The organism is Marinimicrobium sp. C2-29, from assembly GCF_038419845.1.
In the GTDB taxonomy this organism is placed as follows: domain Bacteria; phylum Pseudomonadota; class Gammaproteobacteria; order Pseudomonadales; family Cellvibrionaceae; genus Marinimicrobium.
In genome coordinates, this window is sequence record NZ_JBCAQT010000016.1 from 101722 (window position 1) to 118532 (window position 16811).

Sequence of the window (16811 nt, forward strand, 5' to 3'; positions counted from 1 at the left end):
CGCTTACCGCACCCTACGGATAGGTTGGGCACGCGGGGTTGAACAAAATTCAAACATGGCGGTCTGTATCATCAGGCTGTCACATTCCCGCGCTATCGTCACTATGACGGATCGGCGCAGGGAAAGGACTCTTTCTTTCAAACCCAACCAGCCACAGGAGAAACACCGTGGAAGACTATCTTGAAGACCTGCTCGAACTGAGCGTGGAATTTACCGAAGACGATGGCGCAGAGGACTACTCAGACCTCTGAGCCCCGTTTTTCGAAAATCCTGAATTCTACCCTCCGAAATACCCCTCACTTTCGCACCAACCCCACATTCTGCCGACTACATCACAGAGTTGGTGCCGATCAGGCGTCATAATCCTCCGAAATGCTTGAGTGTCAGCGCTTTTTGGCGTTAACTGATACCGATACGTTGCAATCTGCCGGTCCTAATTATGTCCAGCCGACCCCCTGAGCACACCGAAGCCGTTTTTCTGTTTTCCGGCGACACCCTCGCCCGGGAAATGCGGTACCCGGAATTCGAAGCGATTCTGGATGGCTTTGTGCCCGTTCCCGAATACGCCGGCACCACGGCCAAGGCCGTCTATGCCACCATTGACGGTCAACTCAACCTCTCGGCCCTGGTCTTTTTTGTCATCGACTTTGACGAACGGGGCATGGCGGACCCCCGCTGGAATCTGCCGGTCGAGCAGCTCCTGCAGCAGGCCTCGCGAGGCCCCGATCTCGGGGCGGGGCCGATCAGGCTGGTGTGTTTCAGCCAGTGTCCGGTCGGCTGGCTGCAGAACCAGCTCTGGGACCCGCAGATGGAGCCCGGACGCAACAGCTTTGTGCTGATGCGCAAGGCCGTCCGCCGCAACCGTCTGGGGTTGGTGGTGCAGGAACCGGAGGAGAGCGACGTGTCGGGGGCCAGAGAGCCGGAGCCCGACAGACTGTCCACTCAACGCCTGAAGCGTGAGCTGCACGAACACTACTCCCAGGAAATGCGCGACCGCATGGCCCGCATGCTCAAGGAGCAGCGGCTGCGCATTGCCACCCTCTCCAGCGAACAGGCCCGCAAGGTCGACGCCCTTCAGCATGAACACCAGCAGCGGCTGCAGGCCTACCGGGACAAGGTGCGCCAGCTGCAGGAACAGAAGAGCGAACTGAGCCGGAAGCTGGACACGCTCAAAGAGAATTTTGACGCCCAGGTGCAGAAAATCGAGGGCATGCGCGAATACTTCGGGCACAAACTGCGCGCGGCCCACCAGGACGAAAACCTCCAGCTGCAGGCACTGCAGGAAAACTACGAAATGGAGCTCGAAGCTCGGGTCCAGAGTGCCACCTCCGAGCTGGAGGAGCGCCTGGAAATGCGCGAAATGGAGCTGTTCTACCGGCACCAGCAAGAGAGCAACCTGAAAGAGGAAATCGCCCGACTGCGGCAGGAAAACCAGAAACTGATGGGGCAGGGAGGCGGTCAACTGCTCGACCGGCTGGATCAGGCCGGCATCAGTTTTGTGGCCTTCCATCCCGGCGTGGGCCAGCTGACGGTGCCGGTGTCACAGATGTCCGCCTATCTGGATGACCCGGACGCCTTTGCCGCCAACACCGCCGGCGTCGGAACGGAGCTGTACAAGCGCTGGCTGAAACACTCCCGGCGGCCCGAGTGCGGCGCTCAGGATGAGGAGGGCAAGCCCTGCGGCCATCCGCTGCCCCAGGTGGCCCGCCCGGCGGACTTTCATCCGGGCGAAAGCGACCGGTGCTCGCAGCATCAGATGGTGGTCAACCAACGCTTGGCACAATAGCGCAAATGGCGCACAATATTTCTTATAAACCACAATAATCAGGTCGCTCGCCGCCCGCTGAGTCATAGCCCGTTGAGTCATAGCTTGAGTCATAGAAAGGAACGCAACCCATGTTGTTATCGCAGCCCGCAGAAGCCTCCCCGGCGATGGAATTCGATCTGGCTCTCACCCGCTCGCTGGTCCCCCTGAAAGACATGAGCGAAAGCCACTTGCTGGATCTGCTGGCAAACAGTCAGGCCGAGGTGTTCTTTGCCGGGCAGACACTGTTCGAAGCCGGAGACTACGATCGGCAACACCTCTATCTATTGCATGGCGATGTGATTCTCCAGTCGGACTCGGGTGAAGAGCAGGTCAAGGGCCGTTCGACCCTGATGCCGCTCGCCCACGTCCAGCCCAGGCAGGTGACCGCCATCGCCGAGACCGACGTTAGCCTGCTGCGCATCGACAGCGAACGCCTGGACCAGCTGTTGACCTGGAGTCAGGTGTCGGATTACCTCCAACTGAACATCTCTCGGCAGCGCGATCTCGATGAAGACATTGGCTGGATGACCACAGTGCTTCGCTCCAACCTGTTTTTCAAAGTGCCGCCGCTCAATGTGGAGCAGATTTTTTACCGGCTTGAGGCGCGCGTGGTGCATGCCGGTGACACCGTGATCCGCCAGGGGGAAATTGGCGATTGCTGTTACTTCATCAAGGAGGGTGAAGCCTCCGTGGACCGTCACAATGACGGTCACTGGACCCACCTGGCCGATATTGGACCGGGCCGGTGTTTCGGGGAGGACGCCCTGGTGAACGATGCGCCCCGCAATGCCCGGGTAAAGATGCGCACTGACGGGGTGTTGATGGTGCTCGACAAGCAGGACTTTTATCATTTGTTGAAAGAGCCGGAAGTGCCCTCGGTACCGATCAGCGAATTGAACGCGGCGCGTCAACGTGGGGCGGTACTGCTCGATACCCGCAGCGAAGAGGAATACAGCGAGCGCCACCTGCCCGAAGCGGCCAACATCCCGCTGAGCCTGTTGGCCATCAAATCCCGGTTGCTGGCCGATCCGGTGGAATACCTGTGCTATTGCGACACCGGCCGGCGCAGCCGCGCCACCGCCCATTTGCTGCGTCAGCAGGGTTACCGGGCGCGCTCACTGGCCGATTGCCCGCGCCTGTTCACCGACCCCGAATGGCGCGATGAACTCGTGCACAATGCCCCCCAGGTGTTGCGCGAGGGGCGCCCACAACCGGAGAGACGCTAGCCGGTCTCTCTCTTTCCTCTATTTCATCTTCATTCCATCTTTCCCCGAGTGCCCCCATCGCGGTAGACCTTCGGTATACTCGCAGAAGGGCCTCGCCCGTCATCAACGCACTATGAGAGAGAGTCTCAATGTCTGAATTCGCCACTATTGGCCTGATCGTCCGCCAGAACAGTGAGCGCGCCGTTTACTCCCTGAAGCGACTAATCCGCTTTCTGCAGAGCCAGGGGCGGGCGTTTGTGCTGGAAGATGCCACCGCCGAGTTGTTGACCGACGAATTGATGGCCAAGGAGGCGGCGCAGGTGGTCACCCTTGAGCAGCTCGGCTCCCACTGCGACCTGGCCATGGTGGTCGGGGGTGACGGCAGTATGCTCAACGGGGCCCGAGCACTGGTGGACAGCGGCGTGCCGCTGCTGGGCATCAACCGCGGTCGCCTGGGGTTTCTCACCGACATCACCCCGGAAGACATCGAGGAGAAGGTGGCCGAAGTGCTCGCCGGTGACTATGTGGCCGAAAAGCGCTTTTTGCTGGAAATGAAAGTCATGCACCGCGGGCAGATGGTCAGTGGCGGCAATGCGCTCAACGATGTCGTACTGCACCCCGGCGAGTTCATCCGCATGCTCGAATTTGAGTTGCACATCGATGGGCACTTCGTCACCAGTCAACGCTCCGATGGCATGATCGTGTCGACCCCCACCGGCTCCACGGCCTACGCCCTGAGCGGCGGCGGGCCCATTCTGCATCCACGGCTGGATGCCATCGGGCTGGTGCCCATGAACCCGCATACCCTCAGTAGCCGTCCGATGGTGGTTCCGGGCGATAGCGAGATCAAGATTCTTCTGGGTGAGAACAACACCACCAATCCTCAGGTTACCTGCGATGGCCAGATTCACTTCATGACCCATCCGGGCGACGAAGTGATCATCACCAAAAAGCCCCAGGAGCTGACGCTGATTCACCCGCGCAACCACAATTTCTATGAGCGCTGCCGCTCCAAGTTGGGGTGGGGCGGACATCTGCTGGACTGAATGATGAGCAGTGAGGCAGTACCGCAAGGCCGTCGCTTTAAAGGCTACGATATTATCGGGGACGTTCACGGTTGTGGCGAAACCCTGGCGCGCCTGCTGGAAAAAATGCACTACCGCCGCAGTGACCAGGGCTACTGGCACCCGGAGCGCCAGGCGGTCTTTCTGGGCGACATCATCGATCGCGGGCCGCGCATTCGCGAGGCTTTGGCGATTGTGCGCGCCATGGTGGACTCCGGGGCCGCGCGGATGATACTGGGTAACCACGAATTCAACGCTCTGGCCTATTGCACCCCGGCGCCCCCGGAGTTCGAACGTGACTACCTGCGCCCGCACACCCCGCGCAACGCCCGGCAGATGGCCGAAACCCTGGAGCAGTTCGCCGATCACCCGACCGAGTGGGCCGATTACCTGGACTGGTTTCAGCGCCTGCCACTGTTCATCGAATGGCCGCATTTTCGCGTGGTTCACGCCTGCTGGGACGCGGAGTTGATCGAACGGCACCGGGCCCGCTGCGGCGGCGGCCATTTCGATCGACAATTTCTGGTAGAGTCCGCCCAGCGCGGAACTCTGGCGGCCCGAACCAAGCAGCGGCTCACCAGCGGTGTTGACCTGCCACTGCCGGAGGGCATGAGCATTGTCTCCAGCGACGGCGTAGAGCGCCAGAACTTCCGCACCAAATTCTGGGCACCCGATGCCAGTACCTACGGAGAGTTGCTGTTTCAGCCCGACCCCTTACCCGAGGGCGTGGCCCGCAAGCCGATCGAGCCGGAGCATCGGGAAGAAATGGTCACCTACGGTCCGGCGGAAAAGCTGCTGTTTGTCGGCCACTACTGGCTCAAGGGTTCTCCCGAGCCCATCGCCTCCAATATCGCCTGCCTGGACTACAGCGCGGTGAAGTTCGGCCGTCTGGTGGCCTACCGCCTGGACGACGAAAGGCAACTGATGCCGGAAAAATTTGTCTGGAGTTATGTCGATCCATAACCCGTATTGTTTGCAACAACCACAAGTGAGAGTCAGTGAACTGGATACCTGTAAAACAACTGCCGGTCCATCGGGACCTGAGCCAACTCAGCCGTTTTCTGCACCAGCGCGGCCTGGTGCACCGCATCACCGAAGAGGGTGCCCATCAACAGATCTGGGTGCAGGACCCTGCCTTGGTGGAACCGATGGCCGAATTGACCGACCGTTGGCTCGCCGGTGAATTTGAAATACCCGAGGCCAGCACCGAGGGCGAAACAGGCCCACGCGGCCGCCGGGCGCACCCCGGAACACCCAGTGCGACCCAGTTCCCGGCCACCATCGCCCTGCTGGTACTGAGCGCCATCGGCGCCCTGATCGGCATGCGCATCGTCGGCGCCGACCTCATCCCCTGGCTCACCTTCCAGCCCACAGAGATGTCCTATCAGGGAGCACAATTCGGCTCCTGGACCGAGGCCCTGGGGCGGGGCGAAGTCTGGCGCCTGCTCACCCCCGCCTTTCTGCACTTCGGCGTCTTCCACATCCTGTTCAATGGCCTCTGGATCTGGGAACTCGGCCGCCGCCTGGAAGCCGTGCTCGGCTGGCAACACTACCTCCTGTTCGTCGCCGTGACCGCCATCGCCGCCAACTTTTCCCAATTCGCCGGCGGCCCCTCGGTCTTCGGCGGCATGTCCGGCGTCGTCTACGCCCTCATCGGCTACCTCTGGATGCGCCAGAAATTCGCCCCGCACCCCGTACTCGCCGTGCCCCCGGGCATCATCGGCTTCATGCTCGTCTGGCTGATCCTCTGCCTCACCGGCATCGTAGACCAGTTCATCCAGGGCTCAGTCGCCAACGGCGCCCACGTCGGCGGTCTGCTCGCCGGCATGGCCTGGGCCATCCTGGGCACCTACGGCAAAGCCTCCAGAGCCTAGTTGGTGGGCAGAGCCCACCCTACCGCTCTTTCGGTGGGCAAAGCCCACCCTACGGATGGCACCAAATCCACCCGTAGGGTGGGCTCCGCCCACCAAAAAGCCACACGACAACGCCCCAACCGCTCCGGTAGGGTGAGCTCCGCCCACCAATAGGCCACACGACGGCGCCCCAATCGCTCCGGTAGGGTGGGCTCCGCCCACCGGATACCACCCGAGGTTAACCCCTCGCGGCGACGTACATTTGTTATACTCAAGTGATTGAATACACCAAGGCAAAAGTCATGAACTACCAAGACTTACTCAAGTCCTTAACACCCGACATCTACAACCGGCTCAAAAGCGCCGTAGAACTGGGCAAATGGCCCGACGGCCGCGCACTCACCCCCGAACAGCGGCAACAGTGCATCGAAGCGGTCATCGCCTACGAACACCAGAACATCGCCCCGGAAGAGCGCACCGGCTACATCCCCCCCAAACCCCACACCCACTGTGGCGGAGAAGGCGAAGTAGCCGACGCCGAACAACCCGTAAAGTGGCGCTGACGTTCACTCTAAACGGGCACACTTTAGAGTCTTTGCAGGCTATCTAAAGGACCCCAAACGTTCAGCCAACCACGGAGGGCCGATTTGGGGTAAAGGCATCCCGGACCGTCACCGACAGGATGTCGGTGGAGAGGCCCCAGGGATGGGTTCACGCCGTGTCCGGGATGCCTTTACCCCGAAGCGGCCCGGACCCAGAAAAGAACACGCTAGAAAGATACGCAAGCAGCAATCAAATTCATTCGATGGAGCACGACACCATGTCCGCACGCGACGCACAACCCAGAGCCATACAGCTCAAAGACTACCAACCGCCCGAATACCTCATCGACCAGACCCACCTGACAATCGATCTGGAAGACCACAACACCCGGGTCACCGGCACCCTCAAACTGCGACGCAACCCCGACATCAGCGGAGGCGAAGCCGAACTCACCCTCCACGGCCAGGAAATCAAACTCATCTCCGTCGCCATCGACGGCAAGCCGCTGGACAAAGACCAATACCGCCTCGACGACGAAGGGCTCACTCTGCGCAACCCGCCCGAGCAATTCGAGCTGGAAACCGTCGGCGAAATCGACCCGAAGAACAACACAGCACTGGACGGCCTGTACAAATCCCGCAACCTCTACTGCACCCAGTGTGAAGCCGAGGGCTTCCGTAAAATCACCTGGTACCTCGATCGCCCCGACGTGATGAGCGAATTTACCACCACCATCGTTGCCGACAAAAAGCGCTTCCCGACACTGCTCTCCAACGGCAACCTGATTGAGCAGGGCGATGCTGAAAAAGGCCGGCATTTTGCCACCTGGCACGATCCGTTCAAAAAACCCGCCTACCTCTTCGCCGTGGTCGCTGGCGACCTGGAGCACATTGAAGACAAATTCGTCACCCAATCCGGCCGCGAAGTCACCCTGCGTATTTTTGTCGAAGGCAAAGATATCGACAAATGCGATCACGCCATGCTTTCGCTCAAAAATGCCATGCGCTGGGACGAAGACACCTACGGGCGGGAATACGACCTCGACATCTTCATGGTCGTCGCCGTGGATGATTTCAATATGGGCGCCATGGAAAACAAGGGCCTGAATATTTTCAATACCTCCTGCGTGCTGGCCAAACAGGAAACCACGACCGACGCCGGCTTTCAGCGGGTGGAAAGCGTGGTCGCGCACGAATATTTTCACAACTGGTCCGGCAACCGCGTCACCTGCCGCGACTGGTTCCAGCTGAGCCTCAAAGAAGGGTTTACCGTCTACCGGGATGCCACCTTCTCCGCCGACATGGGCTCGCCCACGGTCAAGCGGGTGGAAGACGTTTCCGTGCTGCGCACCGCGCAATTTTCCGAAGACGACGGCCCGATGGCGCACCCGGTACGGCCCGACTCCTACATCGAGATCTCCAACTTCTACACCCTCACCATTTACATCAAGGGCTGCGAGATCGTCCGCATGCTGGCCAACCTGTTGGGGCCCGAATTGTTCCGCAAGGGCACCGACCTCTATTTTGATCGGCACGACGGCGAAGCGGTCACCACCGAAGATTTTGTCGCGGCCCTGGAAGATGCCTCCGGCCGCGATCTGACCCAATTTAAAAATTGGTACTCCCAGGCCGGCACCCCGCGCCTGGAGGTGACCGACCATTACGACGAAGCGGCGGGCGAATATCACCTGACCATCAAGCAAAGCTGCCCGCCCACGCCGGAGAGCGACACCAAAAAGCCGTTCCACATTCCCGTCGCCATGGGGCTGCTGGGCAGCGCTGGTTCTCTGCCACTGAAGCTCAAAGGCGAAGAGCCCAACCCGGAAACCGGCGACAACACCCACCAGGTGCTCGAACTGACCGAACCGGAGCAGACCTTTGTGTTTGAGGGGCTGCCCGAAAAACCCGTGCCTTCACTGCTGCGCGACTTTTCCGCGCCGGTCAAACTGAAGTACGACTACAGTCGCGATGACCTGATGCTGTTGATGAGCCAGGACAGCGACGGCTTCTGTCGCTGGGACGCGAGCCAGCAACTGGCCGCGCAGGTGATTGACGATGTGATGGCCGCCTACAACCGTGGCGAGGATCTGGGTTCGGTGGAAATCGACCAGCGCCTGATCGACGCCTACCGCCGTCTGCTGCAGGACGAATCGCTCGACAAGGCCATGGTCGCGCTGATGCTCAGCCTGCCCTCGGAAGCCTATCTGGGCGAGCAGGCCGATGAAATTCAGGTGGAGGCCATTCACCACAGCCGTGAAGCCGTACGTGTGGCTCTGGCCAAAGCGTTGGCCGAAGACCTGCGGCCCATCTACCAGCAGTACGATCACAGCAAACCCTATAAGCCGTCGGCCGATGACATTGCCGATCGCAGCCTGAAAAACATGGCGCTGGGTTACCTGATGCTGCTTAACGAGCCGGCCATCATCGAAGCCTGCGAGCAACAGTACCGCGACGCCAACAACATGACCGATGCGCTCTCGGCCCTGACCCAACTGGTGGAAAGCACCGCACCGGAAGCCCAGGCCAAACGCGAATGGGCGCTGGCGGACTTCTACGAACGCTGGGAAGACGAGCCGCTGGTGGTCGATCAATGGCTGCGAGTGCAGTCCACCACCAAACAGTCGGATGCGCTGGAAAAAGTCCGGGCCCTGGAAAAACATCCGGCGTTTGATCGCAACAACCCCAACAAAATCCGCGCCCTGGTCGCGGCCTTTGCCAATGCCAATGCGATCAACTTCCACGTGCCCTCGGGCGAGGGCTACGGCTTTCTGGCCGACCACATCCTGCGGCTCAACCGCACCAACCCGCAGATAGCCGCGCGTTTGTTGACGCCGCTCACCCGCTGGCGCAAGTACCCCGAAGAGCAACGCAAACAGATGCACCTGCAGCTTGAGCGCATCAAAGCCGAGCCGAAGTTGTCGAAGGATGTGTACGAGGTGGTGAGTAAGAGTTTGGCGTAAAGGACGGAAATGGAAGTGAACGGCGGATGCGCTTGACGCTTATCCGCCCTACGCCACCTCCGTGCTATACGTAGGGCGGATAAGCCTAAGGCGCATCCGCCGCAACCCAAGGAGGAAAAACTACAACTCCCAGGATTCCAATTGCAACCCCTCCGGCTCCGCGCGCAAACACCAACCGCGATCGTGCCAATCACCCAACACAATACGCTCACCGTACTCGCCATTCAGCAACACCGGATGGCGGGCCGGGCGATGCGTATGGCCGTGAATCAACAGCTTCGCCCCCTGGCTGCGCATCATCCGGCTCACCTCATCCGGCGTCACATCCATAATGTCCTGAGCCTTGTTGCTGTTCATGCCCCGGCTCTGCGTGCGCAACTGCCGGGCCAGCTCCCGCCGCTCATCCAGCGGCAATGCCAACACCTCCGCCTGCCAATGCGCCGAGCGCACCTTGCGGCGGAACGCCATATACTCCTGATCCCGGGTGCACAGACTGTCACCGTGCATCAACAGGGTAGGGCAGCCGTAAAGATTGATCATGCTCGGGTCGGAGAGCAACTCCGCGCCCAGCGCGCGGGTAAACCGCTCGCCGATCAGAAAATCCCGATTGCCGTGCATCAGGTAAATGCGGGTGCCGCTGTCGGCGAGCCGCCGCACCCGGGCAATGACCTCGCGGGACAGGTCACTGTCCTCATCATCGCCAATCCAGGCATCAAAAAAGTCACCCAGAATATAGAGCACTTCGGCGCCGGCGGCGCGGTCCTGCAGAAAGCGGAAAAACCCCTCCGTGACCGCCGGGCGGGATTCGTGCAGATGCGTATCCGAAATAAAAAGCCGTGTCATATCAGCCGTTACTCGCTGACCGTGGCTTTCTCGATAATGACCGGCTCCACCGGCACATCCTGATGGCCGGCCTGGTTACCGGTTTCCACGGCCTTGATCTTGCTCACCGTATCCATGCCTTCCACGACCTTGCCAAACACACAATAGCCCCAGCCCTGCATGCTCTTGTCGCGGTGGTTCAGAAAGGTGTTGTCCTGCACATTGATGAAAAACTGCGACGATGCACTGTGCGGGTCGCCGGTACGCGCCATGGCGACACTGCCAATGACGTTGCCCAGGCCGTTATCGGCTTCGTTCTCAATGGGCTCGCGGGTGGGCTTTTGCTGCATGTCCCGGGTCATGCCGCCACCCTGGATCATGAAGTTGCTGATCACACGGTGGAAGATGGTGTTATCGAAAAAACCTTCCTGCGCATACTGCTTGAAATTGGCCGCCGTGTTGGGCGCCTTTTCGTGGTTCAGTTCAATGGTGATATCACCATAGTTGGTGTGCAGCGTAACGGTCGATTCAGCGCTCATGGAGTATCCCTTGGCTTTGTTGAAAAGCGGCAATAGTACCATAGAGCTCGCGCAGGGTGTGGCCGTGGGGCTCTGGTCGGGACGGAGGCCTGACCATCCTAAAACCGGGTAAAAGTGCTAAACTGCGCCCTCAATTGAACACGACGATTTGCCCTCATGGCGGGGCAAATGAGATTCACCACCAATACGAGACGACTGTGAACCAGGGCCGATTTATTACCATTGAAGGCACCGAAGGGGTGGGTAAAAGTACCAATCTGGCGTTCATCCGCCAGTGGCTGGAAGCGCGCGGCCAGCGGGTGCTGGTGACCCGCGAGCCGGGCGGCACACCGCTGGCGGAGGACATCCGCACGCTGCTGCTCAGCCCTCGGGAGGAGCCGGTCACGCCCATGACCGAACTGCTCATGATCTTCGCGGCCCGGGCGCAGCATCTCGAGCAGGTCGTTAAACCCGCGCTGGCGCGCGGCACCTGGGTGCTGTGCGACCGGTTTACCGACTCCACCTATGCCTATCAGGGCGGCGGACGGGGCTTTGATCAGCAGGTGATCGCCCAGCTGGAAGATCTGGTGCAGGGTAGTTTGCGACCGGATCTGACCCTGGTGCTGGATATCGATGTAAAGGAAGGCCTGAGTCGTGCCAGCCAACGCAGCGACCCGGACCGGTTTGAAGGCGAGACCCTGGCTTTTTTCGAGCGGGTACGAGCGGTTTACCGGGGGCTGGCCGAGCGGGCGCCCGAGCGTTATGCCTTGGTGGATGCCGGTCAGCCCCTGGCTGACGTGCAGCGTGAGTTGGCCGATGCGCTGGCGTCTCTGGCGAATTCGTAAAAGCCGGACCAAAAAAAGGGGGCCAGTGGCCCCCTTCGCGCGCTACTGATATCAGATCAGAATCGCAGGCCCAGTTGGGCGGAGGCGCCCATGGTGTTGCCTTCCCCGCTGAAAGCGGCAATATCGAGGTTCACCACATTGAAGGGCGACAGCCCCAGACCCACCGAATAGGTATCTCCGATGTTGTCTTCCAGGTCCATGCGGTAGCCGGCCCGTACCTGAACCCACTGCCAGGCGTTGAGCTCAATACCGGCGCGGGCGTACTGTGTTTCCTGCCCGGTAGCAAAATTCGGGCTGGTGTTCAGGTCCACCGCGCCTTCAGCTGTGAACCAGTCACTCTTGTAGCCAAGGGCGGTGGTGGCACGGGGCTTTATTTCGATGTGGTCACCGGGCTCGATTGTCTCGTAAGAGCGGCTGATGGCATTGTTCACAGTCAATGCATAGCGCATGTTGCCGCTGATATAGGTCGCGCCCAGATCGACGTTGGCATCGGTGTTGTCGATACTGTAATCGTCGGCGTCAAAGTCATCCTCTTCAAAACTGTCCACGGTCGCGGTGTACACGAACGTGGTCACATGCATCAGCTTGGGGGTTACCCCGAGCAGCAGCTTAGAGTCTTCACCGGTCTTTAGGCTCTTGGCCATGGCCAGGCCCCCTTCGGCAACGACCGCACCCCGACCCACGCCGTAGGATTGCAGGACACTCGGATCAAAGTTGGTTTCGCCTACGGCGTCGCGAATCACCTGGTAGTCGTTCTCATCCACCACGGAGCGTACCGCTGCTTCGCCGCGGACCTTGCCCACCAGGCTCAGGGAGAGCCAGTTGTTGGGAATCGACAGTACCAGGCTGCCACCCGGTCCAACGTTGGCGGTCTTGTTGGCGACCGCTTCCAGACGGGCAATCGCCTCGTCGGCCTGCTCTTGCTGCAGCGCGCGCACGTCGCGCTCGAACTGATCCGGGTTGTTGGGATCAAAGCCGCCTACTTCGTCGAAAACGTCGTAGGCCGTGGTTTCTTCCAGTTCGGTCAAATAATCGGACAGGTCTTCCAGACCATCCACCAGCTCATCTTCGTCCTCGCCCAGAACGCCCAGGTTGGCCACGAGCGCGAAATCATCCCGCTCACCAAACCCGGCTCCGAGGCTGGGGTTGAAGACAACACCATCGGCATAACCACCGGTGGCATAGCCGGCACCGGACATGCCGGTCAAACGGCCATTGAAGTAATCGCTCGCGGCGACGGAACCGGAAGCGGCGACAAGAGCGAGACTGAGGAGTGTTTTTCTCATAACAACTGGACCTGAATTGGGAAACACCAAGGTAAAAAAGCGTCAATGATTGAAGTTTGACCTAATATATAAATTCTTGCAATAAGCGCTATAGCACTTATTGCAAAACAGTCTTGAGCGGCGCTCAGCTCTAATTTATTGCCATAAAAACCGCAGATTCCCGCGTCAGAACGGGGGTTCCGACTCACAGGTGACGGTTTCTTCAGTCCTTGGATGGGAAAATTGCAGTCGTGTTGCGTGCAGCAGGAGTCGCTCAGAGCGGGCGATCAATTCCGGAGTGGCGTAAAGGTCATCCCCCAGAATCGGATGTCCCAAGGATAGCATATGCACCCTCAGTTGGTGAGAGCGGCCGGTCACCGGCGTCAGAGCCACCCGGGTATGGGTCGTCTCCCGCGCCAACACCCGGTAACGGGTCAAGGCCCACTTGCCCTCGGTATGGTCAACTTTCTGTCTGGGCCGATTGGGCCAGTCGCAGATCAGGGGCAAATCCACCTCGCCCTCGTCCTCGGCGACGACCCCGCCGACCACGGCGGTGTAGAGCTTGCTCATCTGCTGTTGCTGAAACTGCCGCGAGAGGTGCTTCTGCGGCTCATACCCCAACGGGATGATCACCAGCCCCGACGTCGCCTGATCCAGCCGATGCACAATCCGCGCATTCGGGTAGGCCCGCACCACCCGATTGATCAGGCAGTCCTGCTTGTCCGGCCCCTTACCCGGCACCGTCAACAACCCGGCGGGCTTGTCGACCACCAACAGGTCGTCATCGGCATACACAATCGGCGGCAGAGCGAGAGACATCATCAATATCCAAAAAGCGGCGATTGTACCCTTTAATACCTTCTGAGTGGCGTCACGTCCGGCCCGCTTTGGGGTGGATACCCTATTTGTCAGGTGCGCTGTCGCTTACCAGACCTACGGGCTCGCTCGGTGCGTTCTACTACGGGGTGCGGAGGACCTGCTATGCGATCCCGTAGGGCGGATAAGCTGTAAGCGCATCCGCCGAAGCGGGCCGGGCGTGACCATGACCACCCAGCCAACCCACAAAAGATGCAAAACACCCCTGAGTCCCTTACCATGAGCGCCATCAGCCGCAGGAACCCGACACCATGAGCGACAACTTCCCCGCGCTGCCATACCCCTGGCAAAAAGACCAATGGCAGAGCTTCAACAAACACATCGACGACAACCAGCTCGCCCACGCCCTCATGCTGGCCGGACCCGCCGGCATCGGCAAAAGGCACCTGGCCAACGCGCTCGCTCAGCGCCTCCTGTGCCAGACCCCACAACAGGGCGCCGCCTGCGGCAAATGCCACAGCTGCGGACTTCTGCGCGCCCAGACCCACCCCGACCTCAAATACCTGCAGCCGGAGGAGCCGGGCAAAGCCATCAAAATCGACGCCGTGCGCGAACTCACCCGGGCGCTCGGCACCACCGCTCAACAGAGCGGCTACAAAGTCGTGATCATCGAGCCGGCCGAGGCCATGAACACCAACTCCGCCAACGCCCTGCTCAAAACCCTGGAAGAGCCGGCGGAAGACACCCTGCTGATCCTGGTCAGCCATACCCCCAGCGCCGTGCTGCCCACCATCCGCAGCCGCTGCCAGATCCGCTCCCTGCCCATGCCGCGCAAAGCCGTGGTGCTCGACTGGCTCTCGCCGCTGGTCACCAGCAGCGGCATCGCGCCGGAGCCGTTGCTGGAAATGGCCCGGGGTGCGCCGCTCAACGCCCTGGCCCTGCTCGAGGGCGACACCCTGGAGCAGCGTCAGCAGATGGAAAAGAACTTTATCCAGCTGTGCGACAACAAAACCACCGCCATCGCACTGGCGGGCGAGTGGCAGAAGGGCGACGTCACTGCCACCCTGGAGTGGCTGCTGATCTGGGTGTACGATCTGGCCCGGTGGCAGGCGGGCGCCGAGGTGTCCACCTTCAAACCCCTGCCGGATCACCTGCGCCACCAGCTGAGCAAGATTCCCGGCGCGCTGTTGCACCGCTACCTGGAAAAGCTCCTGACCGTCAAAGCCCAATGGCTCAGCGGCGCCAACCCCAATAAGCAGCTATTATTGGAAGAGCTGTTGCTGGACTGGGGCGTACTGCTCCGCCAGGCACAGAAAGTGGCCTAACCAAACCATCTGGACAGCAACCGCCAGATCGTTTACTGTTTTCACCGATTTCAATAACGGAGATGGGTATGCAAGCTCTCGGTGGCGCCCGCAACGGGATACTTTCTCTTACCATCAAAGACAAAGCCGTACTCTACGCAGCCTACATGCCGTTTGTGAAAAATGGCGGGCTGTTCATTCCCACCGGTAAAAGCTACAAGCTGGGGGACGAGGTGTTCATGCTCCTGAACCTGATGGACGAGGCGGAAAAAATCCCCGTGGCCGGCAAGGTCGTCTGGGTGACGCCCAAAGGCGCCCAGGGCAACCGCGCCGCCGGTATCGGCGTGCAGTTCAGCGACCAGGACAACACCGCCGTGACCAAAATCGAAACCTATCTCGCCGGCTCGCTGGAATCCGAACGTCCCACTCACACGATGTAAACAGGCTTCATGCTCACCGACTCCCATTGCCATCTCGATCGCATTGATCTCACGCCGTACGACGGCAACCTCACCGCCGCCCTGGATGCCGCCCGAGAGCGCGGCATCGGGCAGTTTCTGTGCATCGGCGTCAGCCTGGAAAACCGCGAGACGGTGGTGGATATCGCCCGCCGGTACCCGGACGTGGTCGCCTCGGTGGGTGTGCACCCCTGCGATGTGGAATCCGGCACCGCCAGCGTCGAGCAGCTGGTGGAGTGGGGCAGAGCGCCGGAAGTGGTGGGCCTGGGCGAAACCGGGTTGGACTATCACTACGCCGAACAGACCGCCGAGCTGCAGCAGGAGAGCTTTGCCCTGCATCTGCAGGCGGGTGCCCAGGCCGGCCTGCCGGTCATCGTTCACACCCGCGAAGCGCGGGAAGACACCCTGGCGCTCATCCGCGAGCACGGCAGCCAAGAGCACGCGGGCGTGCTGCACTGCTTTACCGAAAACTGGGACATGGCCAGCCGCGCGCTGGACATGAACTACTACATCTCGCTCTCGGGCATCGTCACCTTCAAAAGCGCCGAAGCCCTGCGCGACGTGGCCAGGAAAGTCCCGCTCGATCGCCTGCTGGTCGAAACCGACTCCCCCTATCTGGCACCCGTCCCGCACAGAGGCAAGTCCAACGAGCCCAAGTGGGTACGCGAAGTGGCCGAATTCGTCGCCGAGCTTCGCGGCATGCCGGTAGAGCAGTTGGCCGAGCAGACCACCGAGAATTTTTACCGCCTGTTCCCCAAAAGCCGCGCCCAGTAACGGCGGATGCGCCTTAGGCTTATCCGCCCTACGCCACCTGCCGTGGTACCCGTAGGGCGGATAAGCTGTAAGCGCATTGTAGTGGTCAACTAATTCCGGACAATAATTTAGATGGATTTTCCGCTTTTGCCGGCGGTACCCCATCGTTGTACTGATGGGGCCGACGCCAGTTGTAATAGTCCATCAAGTAATAGCTGATGTCTCTTGTCGCTTCGGCTTTCGAACGGTAACCCAGTGAGGGTATCCACTCTGACTTCAGGCTGCGGAACACGCGCTCCATCGGAGCGTTGTCCCAACAGTTGCCACGCCGACTCATGCTCTGCTTCATCCGATAACGCCACAGACGCTGCCGGAACAGCTGGCTGGCGTACTGGCAACCTTGGTCTGAGTGAAACATCACCCCCTCCGGCTGGCCTCGTTGCTCGTAGGCCAATTCAAGGGCCCTTGCCGCCAGCTCGGCGTCGGGTCTGGTAGACAAGGACCAGCCAATCACCCGACGGCGGTACAGGTCCATCACTACGGCCAGGTAATGCCAGCGACTGTCGACCCAGATGTAGGTAATATCTCCACACCACACT

16 protein-coding genes are annotated in these 16811 nt (G+C 60.5%); 11 read left to right on the plus strand and 5 right to left on the minus strand.

Annotation, left to right across the window (positions count from 1 at the left end):
* The first annotated feature begins 439 nt into the window (after positions 1 to 439).
* From AAE484_RS15310 to pepN, 7 genes are all read left to right on the plus strand, one after another.
* Positions 440 to 1786 carry a hypothetical protein gene (locus AAE484_RS15310; protein ID WP_341939295.1) on the plus strand — a complete coding sequence of 449 codons (1347 nt, stop codon included), beginning with the start codon at positions 440 to 442 and terminating at the stop codon, positions 1784 to 1786.
* A gap of 110 nt (positions 1787 to 1896) precedes the next feature.
* Positions 1897 to 3033 (plus strand): cyclic nucleotide-binding domain-containing protein, encoded by a 1137-nt coding sequence (locus AAE484_RS15315; protein WP_341939296.1) that lies wholly within the window; start codon positions 1897 to 1899, stop codon positions 3031 to 3033.
* A 128-nt stretch (positions 3034 to 3161) separates the two neighbouring features.
* A complete protein-coding gene (locus tag AAE484_RS15320; RefSeq protein WP_341939297.1) occupies positions 3162 to 4058 on the plus strand; it encodes an NAD(+) kinase in 897 nt (298 codons plus the stop codon).
* Positions 4059 to 5039 carry a metallophosphoesterase gene (locus tag AAE484_RS15325; RefSeq protein WP_341939298.1) on the plus strand — a complete coding sequence of 327 codons (981 nt, stop codon included), beginning with the start codon at positions 4059 to 4061 and terminating at the stop codon, positions 5037 to 5039. It abuts the gene before it with no gap.
* A gap of 35 nt (positions 5040 to 5074) precedes the next feature.
* On the plus strand, positions 5075 to 5950 hold the full coding sequence (locus AAE484_RS15330; RefSeq protein ID WP_341939299.1) for a rhomboid family intramembrane serine protease: 876 nt from the start codon (positions 5075 to 5077) through the stop codon (positions 5948 to 5950).
* A gap of 281 nt (positions 5951 to 6231) precedes the next feature.
* Positions 6232 to 6492 (plus strand): YeaC family protein, encoded by a 261-nt coding sequence (locus tag AAE484_RS15335; RefSeq protein ID WP_341939300.1) that lies wholly within the window; start codon positions 6232 to 6234, stop codon positions 6490 to 6492.
* 257 nt (positions 6493 to 6749) lie between these two features.
* Entirely contained in the window at positions 6750 to 9431 is a 2682-nt protein-coding gene (gene pepN / locus AAE484_RS15340) for an aminopeptidase N (protein ID WP_341939301.1), read from the plus strand.
* A gap of 120 nt (positions 9432 to 9551) precedes the next feature.
* On the opposite strand, the gene AAE484_RS15345 is transcribed toward pepN, so the two are convergent.
* A complete protein-coding gene (locus AAE484_RS15345) occupies positions 9552 to 10274 on the minus strand; it encodes a UDP-2,3-diacylglucosamine diphosphatase (protein ID WP_341939302.1) in 723 nt (240 codons plus the stop codon).
* A gap of 8 nt (positions 10275 to 10282) precedes the next feature.
* Positions 10283 to 10792 carry a peptidylprolyl isomerase gene (locus AAE484_RS15350; protein WP_341939303.1) on the minus strand — a complete coding sequence of 170 codons (510 nt, stop codon included), beginning with the start codon at positions 10790 to 10792 and terminating at the stop codon, positions 10283 to 10285.
* Positions 10793 to 10989: 197 nt separating this feature from the next.
* Here AAE484_RS15350 and tmk point away from each other — a divergent pair, with 197 nt between their 5' ends.
* Positions 10990 to 11616, plus strand: a complete 627-nt coding sequence (tmk, locus tag AAE484_RS15355; RefSeq protein ID WP_341939304.1) for a dTMP kinase — start codon at positions 10990 to 10992, stop codon at positions 11614 to 11616.
* Between the two features lie 56 nt (positions 11617 to 11672).
* On the opposite strand, the gene traF is transcribed toward tmk, so the two are convergent.
* Both traF and AAE484_RS15365 read right to left on the minus strand, forming a co-directional pair.
* Positions 11673 to 12902: a conjugal transfer protein TraF gene (gene traF, locus AAE484_RS15360; RefSeq protein WP_341939305.1), complete on the minus strand. Its 1230-nt coding sequence runs from the start codon at positions 12900 to 12902 to the stop codon at positions 11673 to 11675.
* Positions 12903 to 13067: 165 nt separating this feature from the next.
* Positions 13068 to 13703, minus strand: a complete 636-nt coding sequence (locus AAE484_RS15365; RefSeq protein ID WP_341939306.1) for an RluA family pseudouridine synthase — start codon at positions 13701 to 13703, stop codon at positions 13068 to 13070.
* A 305-nt stretch (positions 13704 to 14008) separates the two neighbouring features.
* Here AAE484_RS15365 and AAE484_RS15370 point away from each other — a divergent pair, with 305 nt between their 5' ends.
* The 3 genes from AAE484_RS15370 to AAE484_RS15380 all read left to right on the plus strand — a co-directional run bounded on the left by AAE484_RS15370 (position 14009) and on the right by AAE484_RS15380 (position 16233).
* Positions 14009 to 15022 carry a DNA polymerase III subunit delta' gene (locus tag AAE484_RS15370; RefSeq protein ID WP_341939307.1) on the plus strand — a complete coding sequence of 338 codons (1014 nt, stop codon included), beginning with the start codon at positions 14009 to 14011 and terminating at the stop codon, positions 15020 to 15022.
* A 68-nt stretch (positions 15023 to 15090) separates the two neighbouring features.
* Positions 15091 to 15441, plus strand: a complete 351-nt coding sequence (locus tag AAE484_RS15375; protein WP_341939308.1) for a PilZ domain-containing protein — start codon at positions 15091 to 15093, stop codon at positions 15439 to 15441.
* Between the two features lie 9 nt (positions 15442 to 15450).
* The gene (locus AAE484_RS15380; RefSeq protein ID WP_341939309.1) at positions 15451 to 16233 is read left to right on the plus strand and encodes a TatD family hydrolase; all 783 of its coding nucleotides are present in this window, start codon (positions 15451 to 15453) and stop codon (positions 16231 to 16233) included.
* An 85-nt stretch (positions 16234 to 16318) separates the two neighbouring features.
* Here AAE484_RS15380 and AAE484_RS15385 read toward each other — a convergent pair.
* The coding region (locus AAE484_RS15385; protein ID WP_341939221.1) for an IS3 family transposase at positions 16319 to 16811 on the minus strand (493 nt) is incomplete at its 5' end.

Excerpts from the sequence above, each read along its gene's own strand:
- AAE484_RS15310 (WP_341939295.1), top strand. The coding sequence starts at position 440 with ATGTCCAGCCGACCCCCTGAGCACACCGAAGCCGTTTTTCTGTTTTCC.
- AAE484_RS15315 (WP_341939296.1), top strand. The coding sequence starts at position 1,897 with ATGTTGTTATCGCAGCCCGCAGAAGCCTCCCCGGCGATGGAATTCGAT.
- AAE484_RS15320 (WP_341939297.1), top strand. The coding sequence starts at position 3,162 with ATGTCTGAATTCGCCACTATTGGCCTGATCGTCCGCCAGAACAGTGAG.
- AAE484_RS15325 (WP_341939298.1), top strand. The coding sequence starts at position 4,059 with ATGATGAGCAGTGAGGCAGTACCGCAAGGCCGTCGCTTTAAAGGCTAC.
- AAE484_RS15335 (WP_341939300.1), top strand. The coding sequence starts at position 6,232 with ATGAACTACCAAGACTTACTCAAGTCCTTAACACCCGACATCTACAAC.
- pepN (WP_341939301.1), top strand. The coding sequence starts at position 6,750 with ATGTCCGCACGCGACGCACAACCCAGAGCCATACAGCTCAAAGACTAC.
- AAE484_RS15345 (WP_341939302.1), bottom strand. The coding sequence starts at position 10,274 with ATGACACGGCTTTTTATTTCGGATACGCATCTGCACGAATCCCGCCCG.
- AAE484_RS15350 (WP_341939303.1), bottom strand. The coding sequence starts at position 10,792 with ATGAGCGCTGAATCGACCGTTACGCTGCACACCAACTATGGTGATATC.
- traF (WP_341939305.1), bottom strand. The coding sequence starts at position 12,902 with ATGAGAAAAACACTCCTCAGTCTCGCTCTTGTCGCCGCTTCCGGTTCC.
- AAE484_RS15365 (WP_341939306.1), bottom strand. The coding sequence starts at position 13,703 with ATGATGTCTCTCGCTCTGCCGCCGATTGTGTATGCCGATGACGACCTG.
- AAE484_RS15370 (WP_341939307.1), top strand. The coding sequence starts at position 14,009 with ATGAGCGACAACTTCCCCGCGCTGCCATACCCCTGGCAAAAAGACCAA.
- AAE484_RS15375 (WP_341939308.1), top strand. The coding sequence starts at position 15,091 with ATGCAAGCTCTCGGTGGCGCCCGCAACGGGATACTTTCTCTTACCATC.
- AAE484_RS15380 (WP_341939309.1), top strand. The coding sequence starts at position 15,451 with ATGCTCACCGACTCCCATTGCCATCTCGATCGCATTGATCTCACGCCG.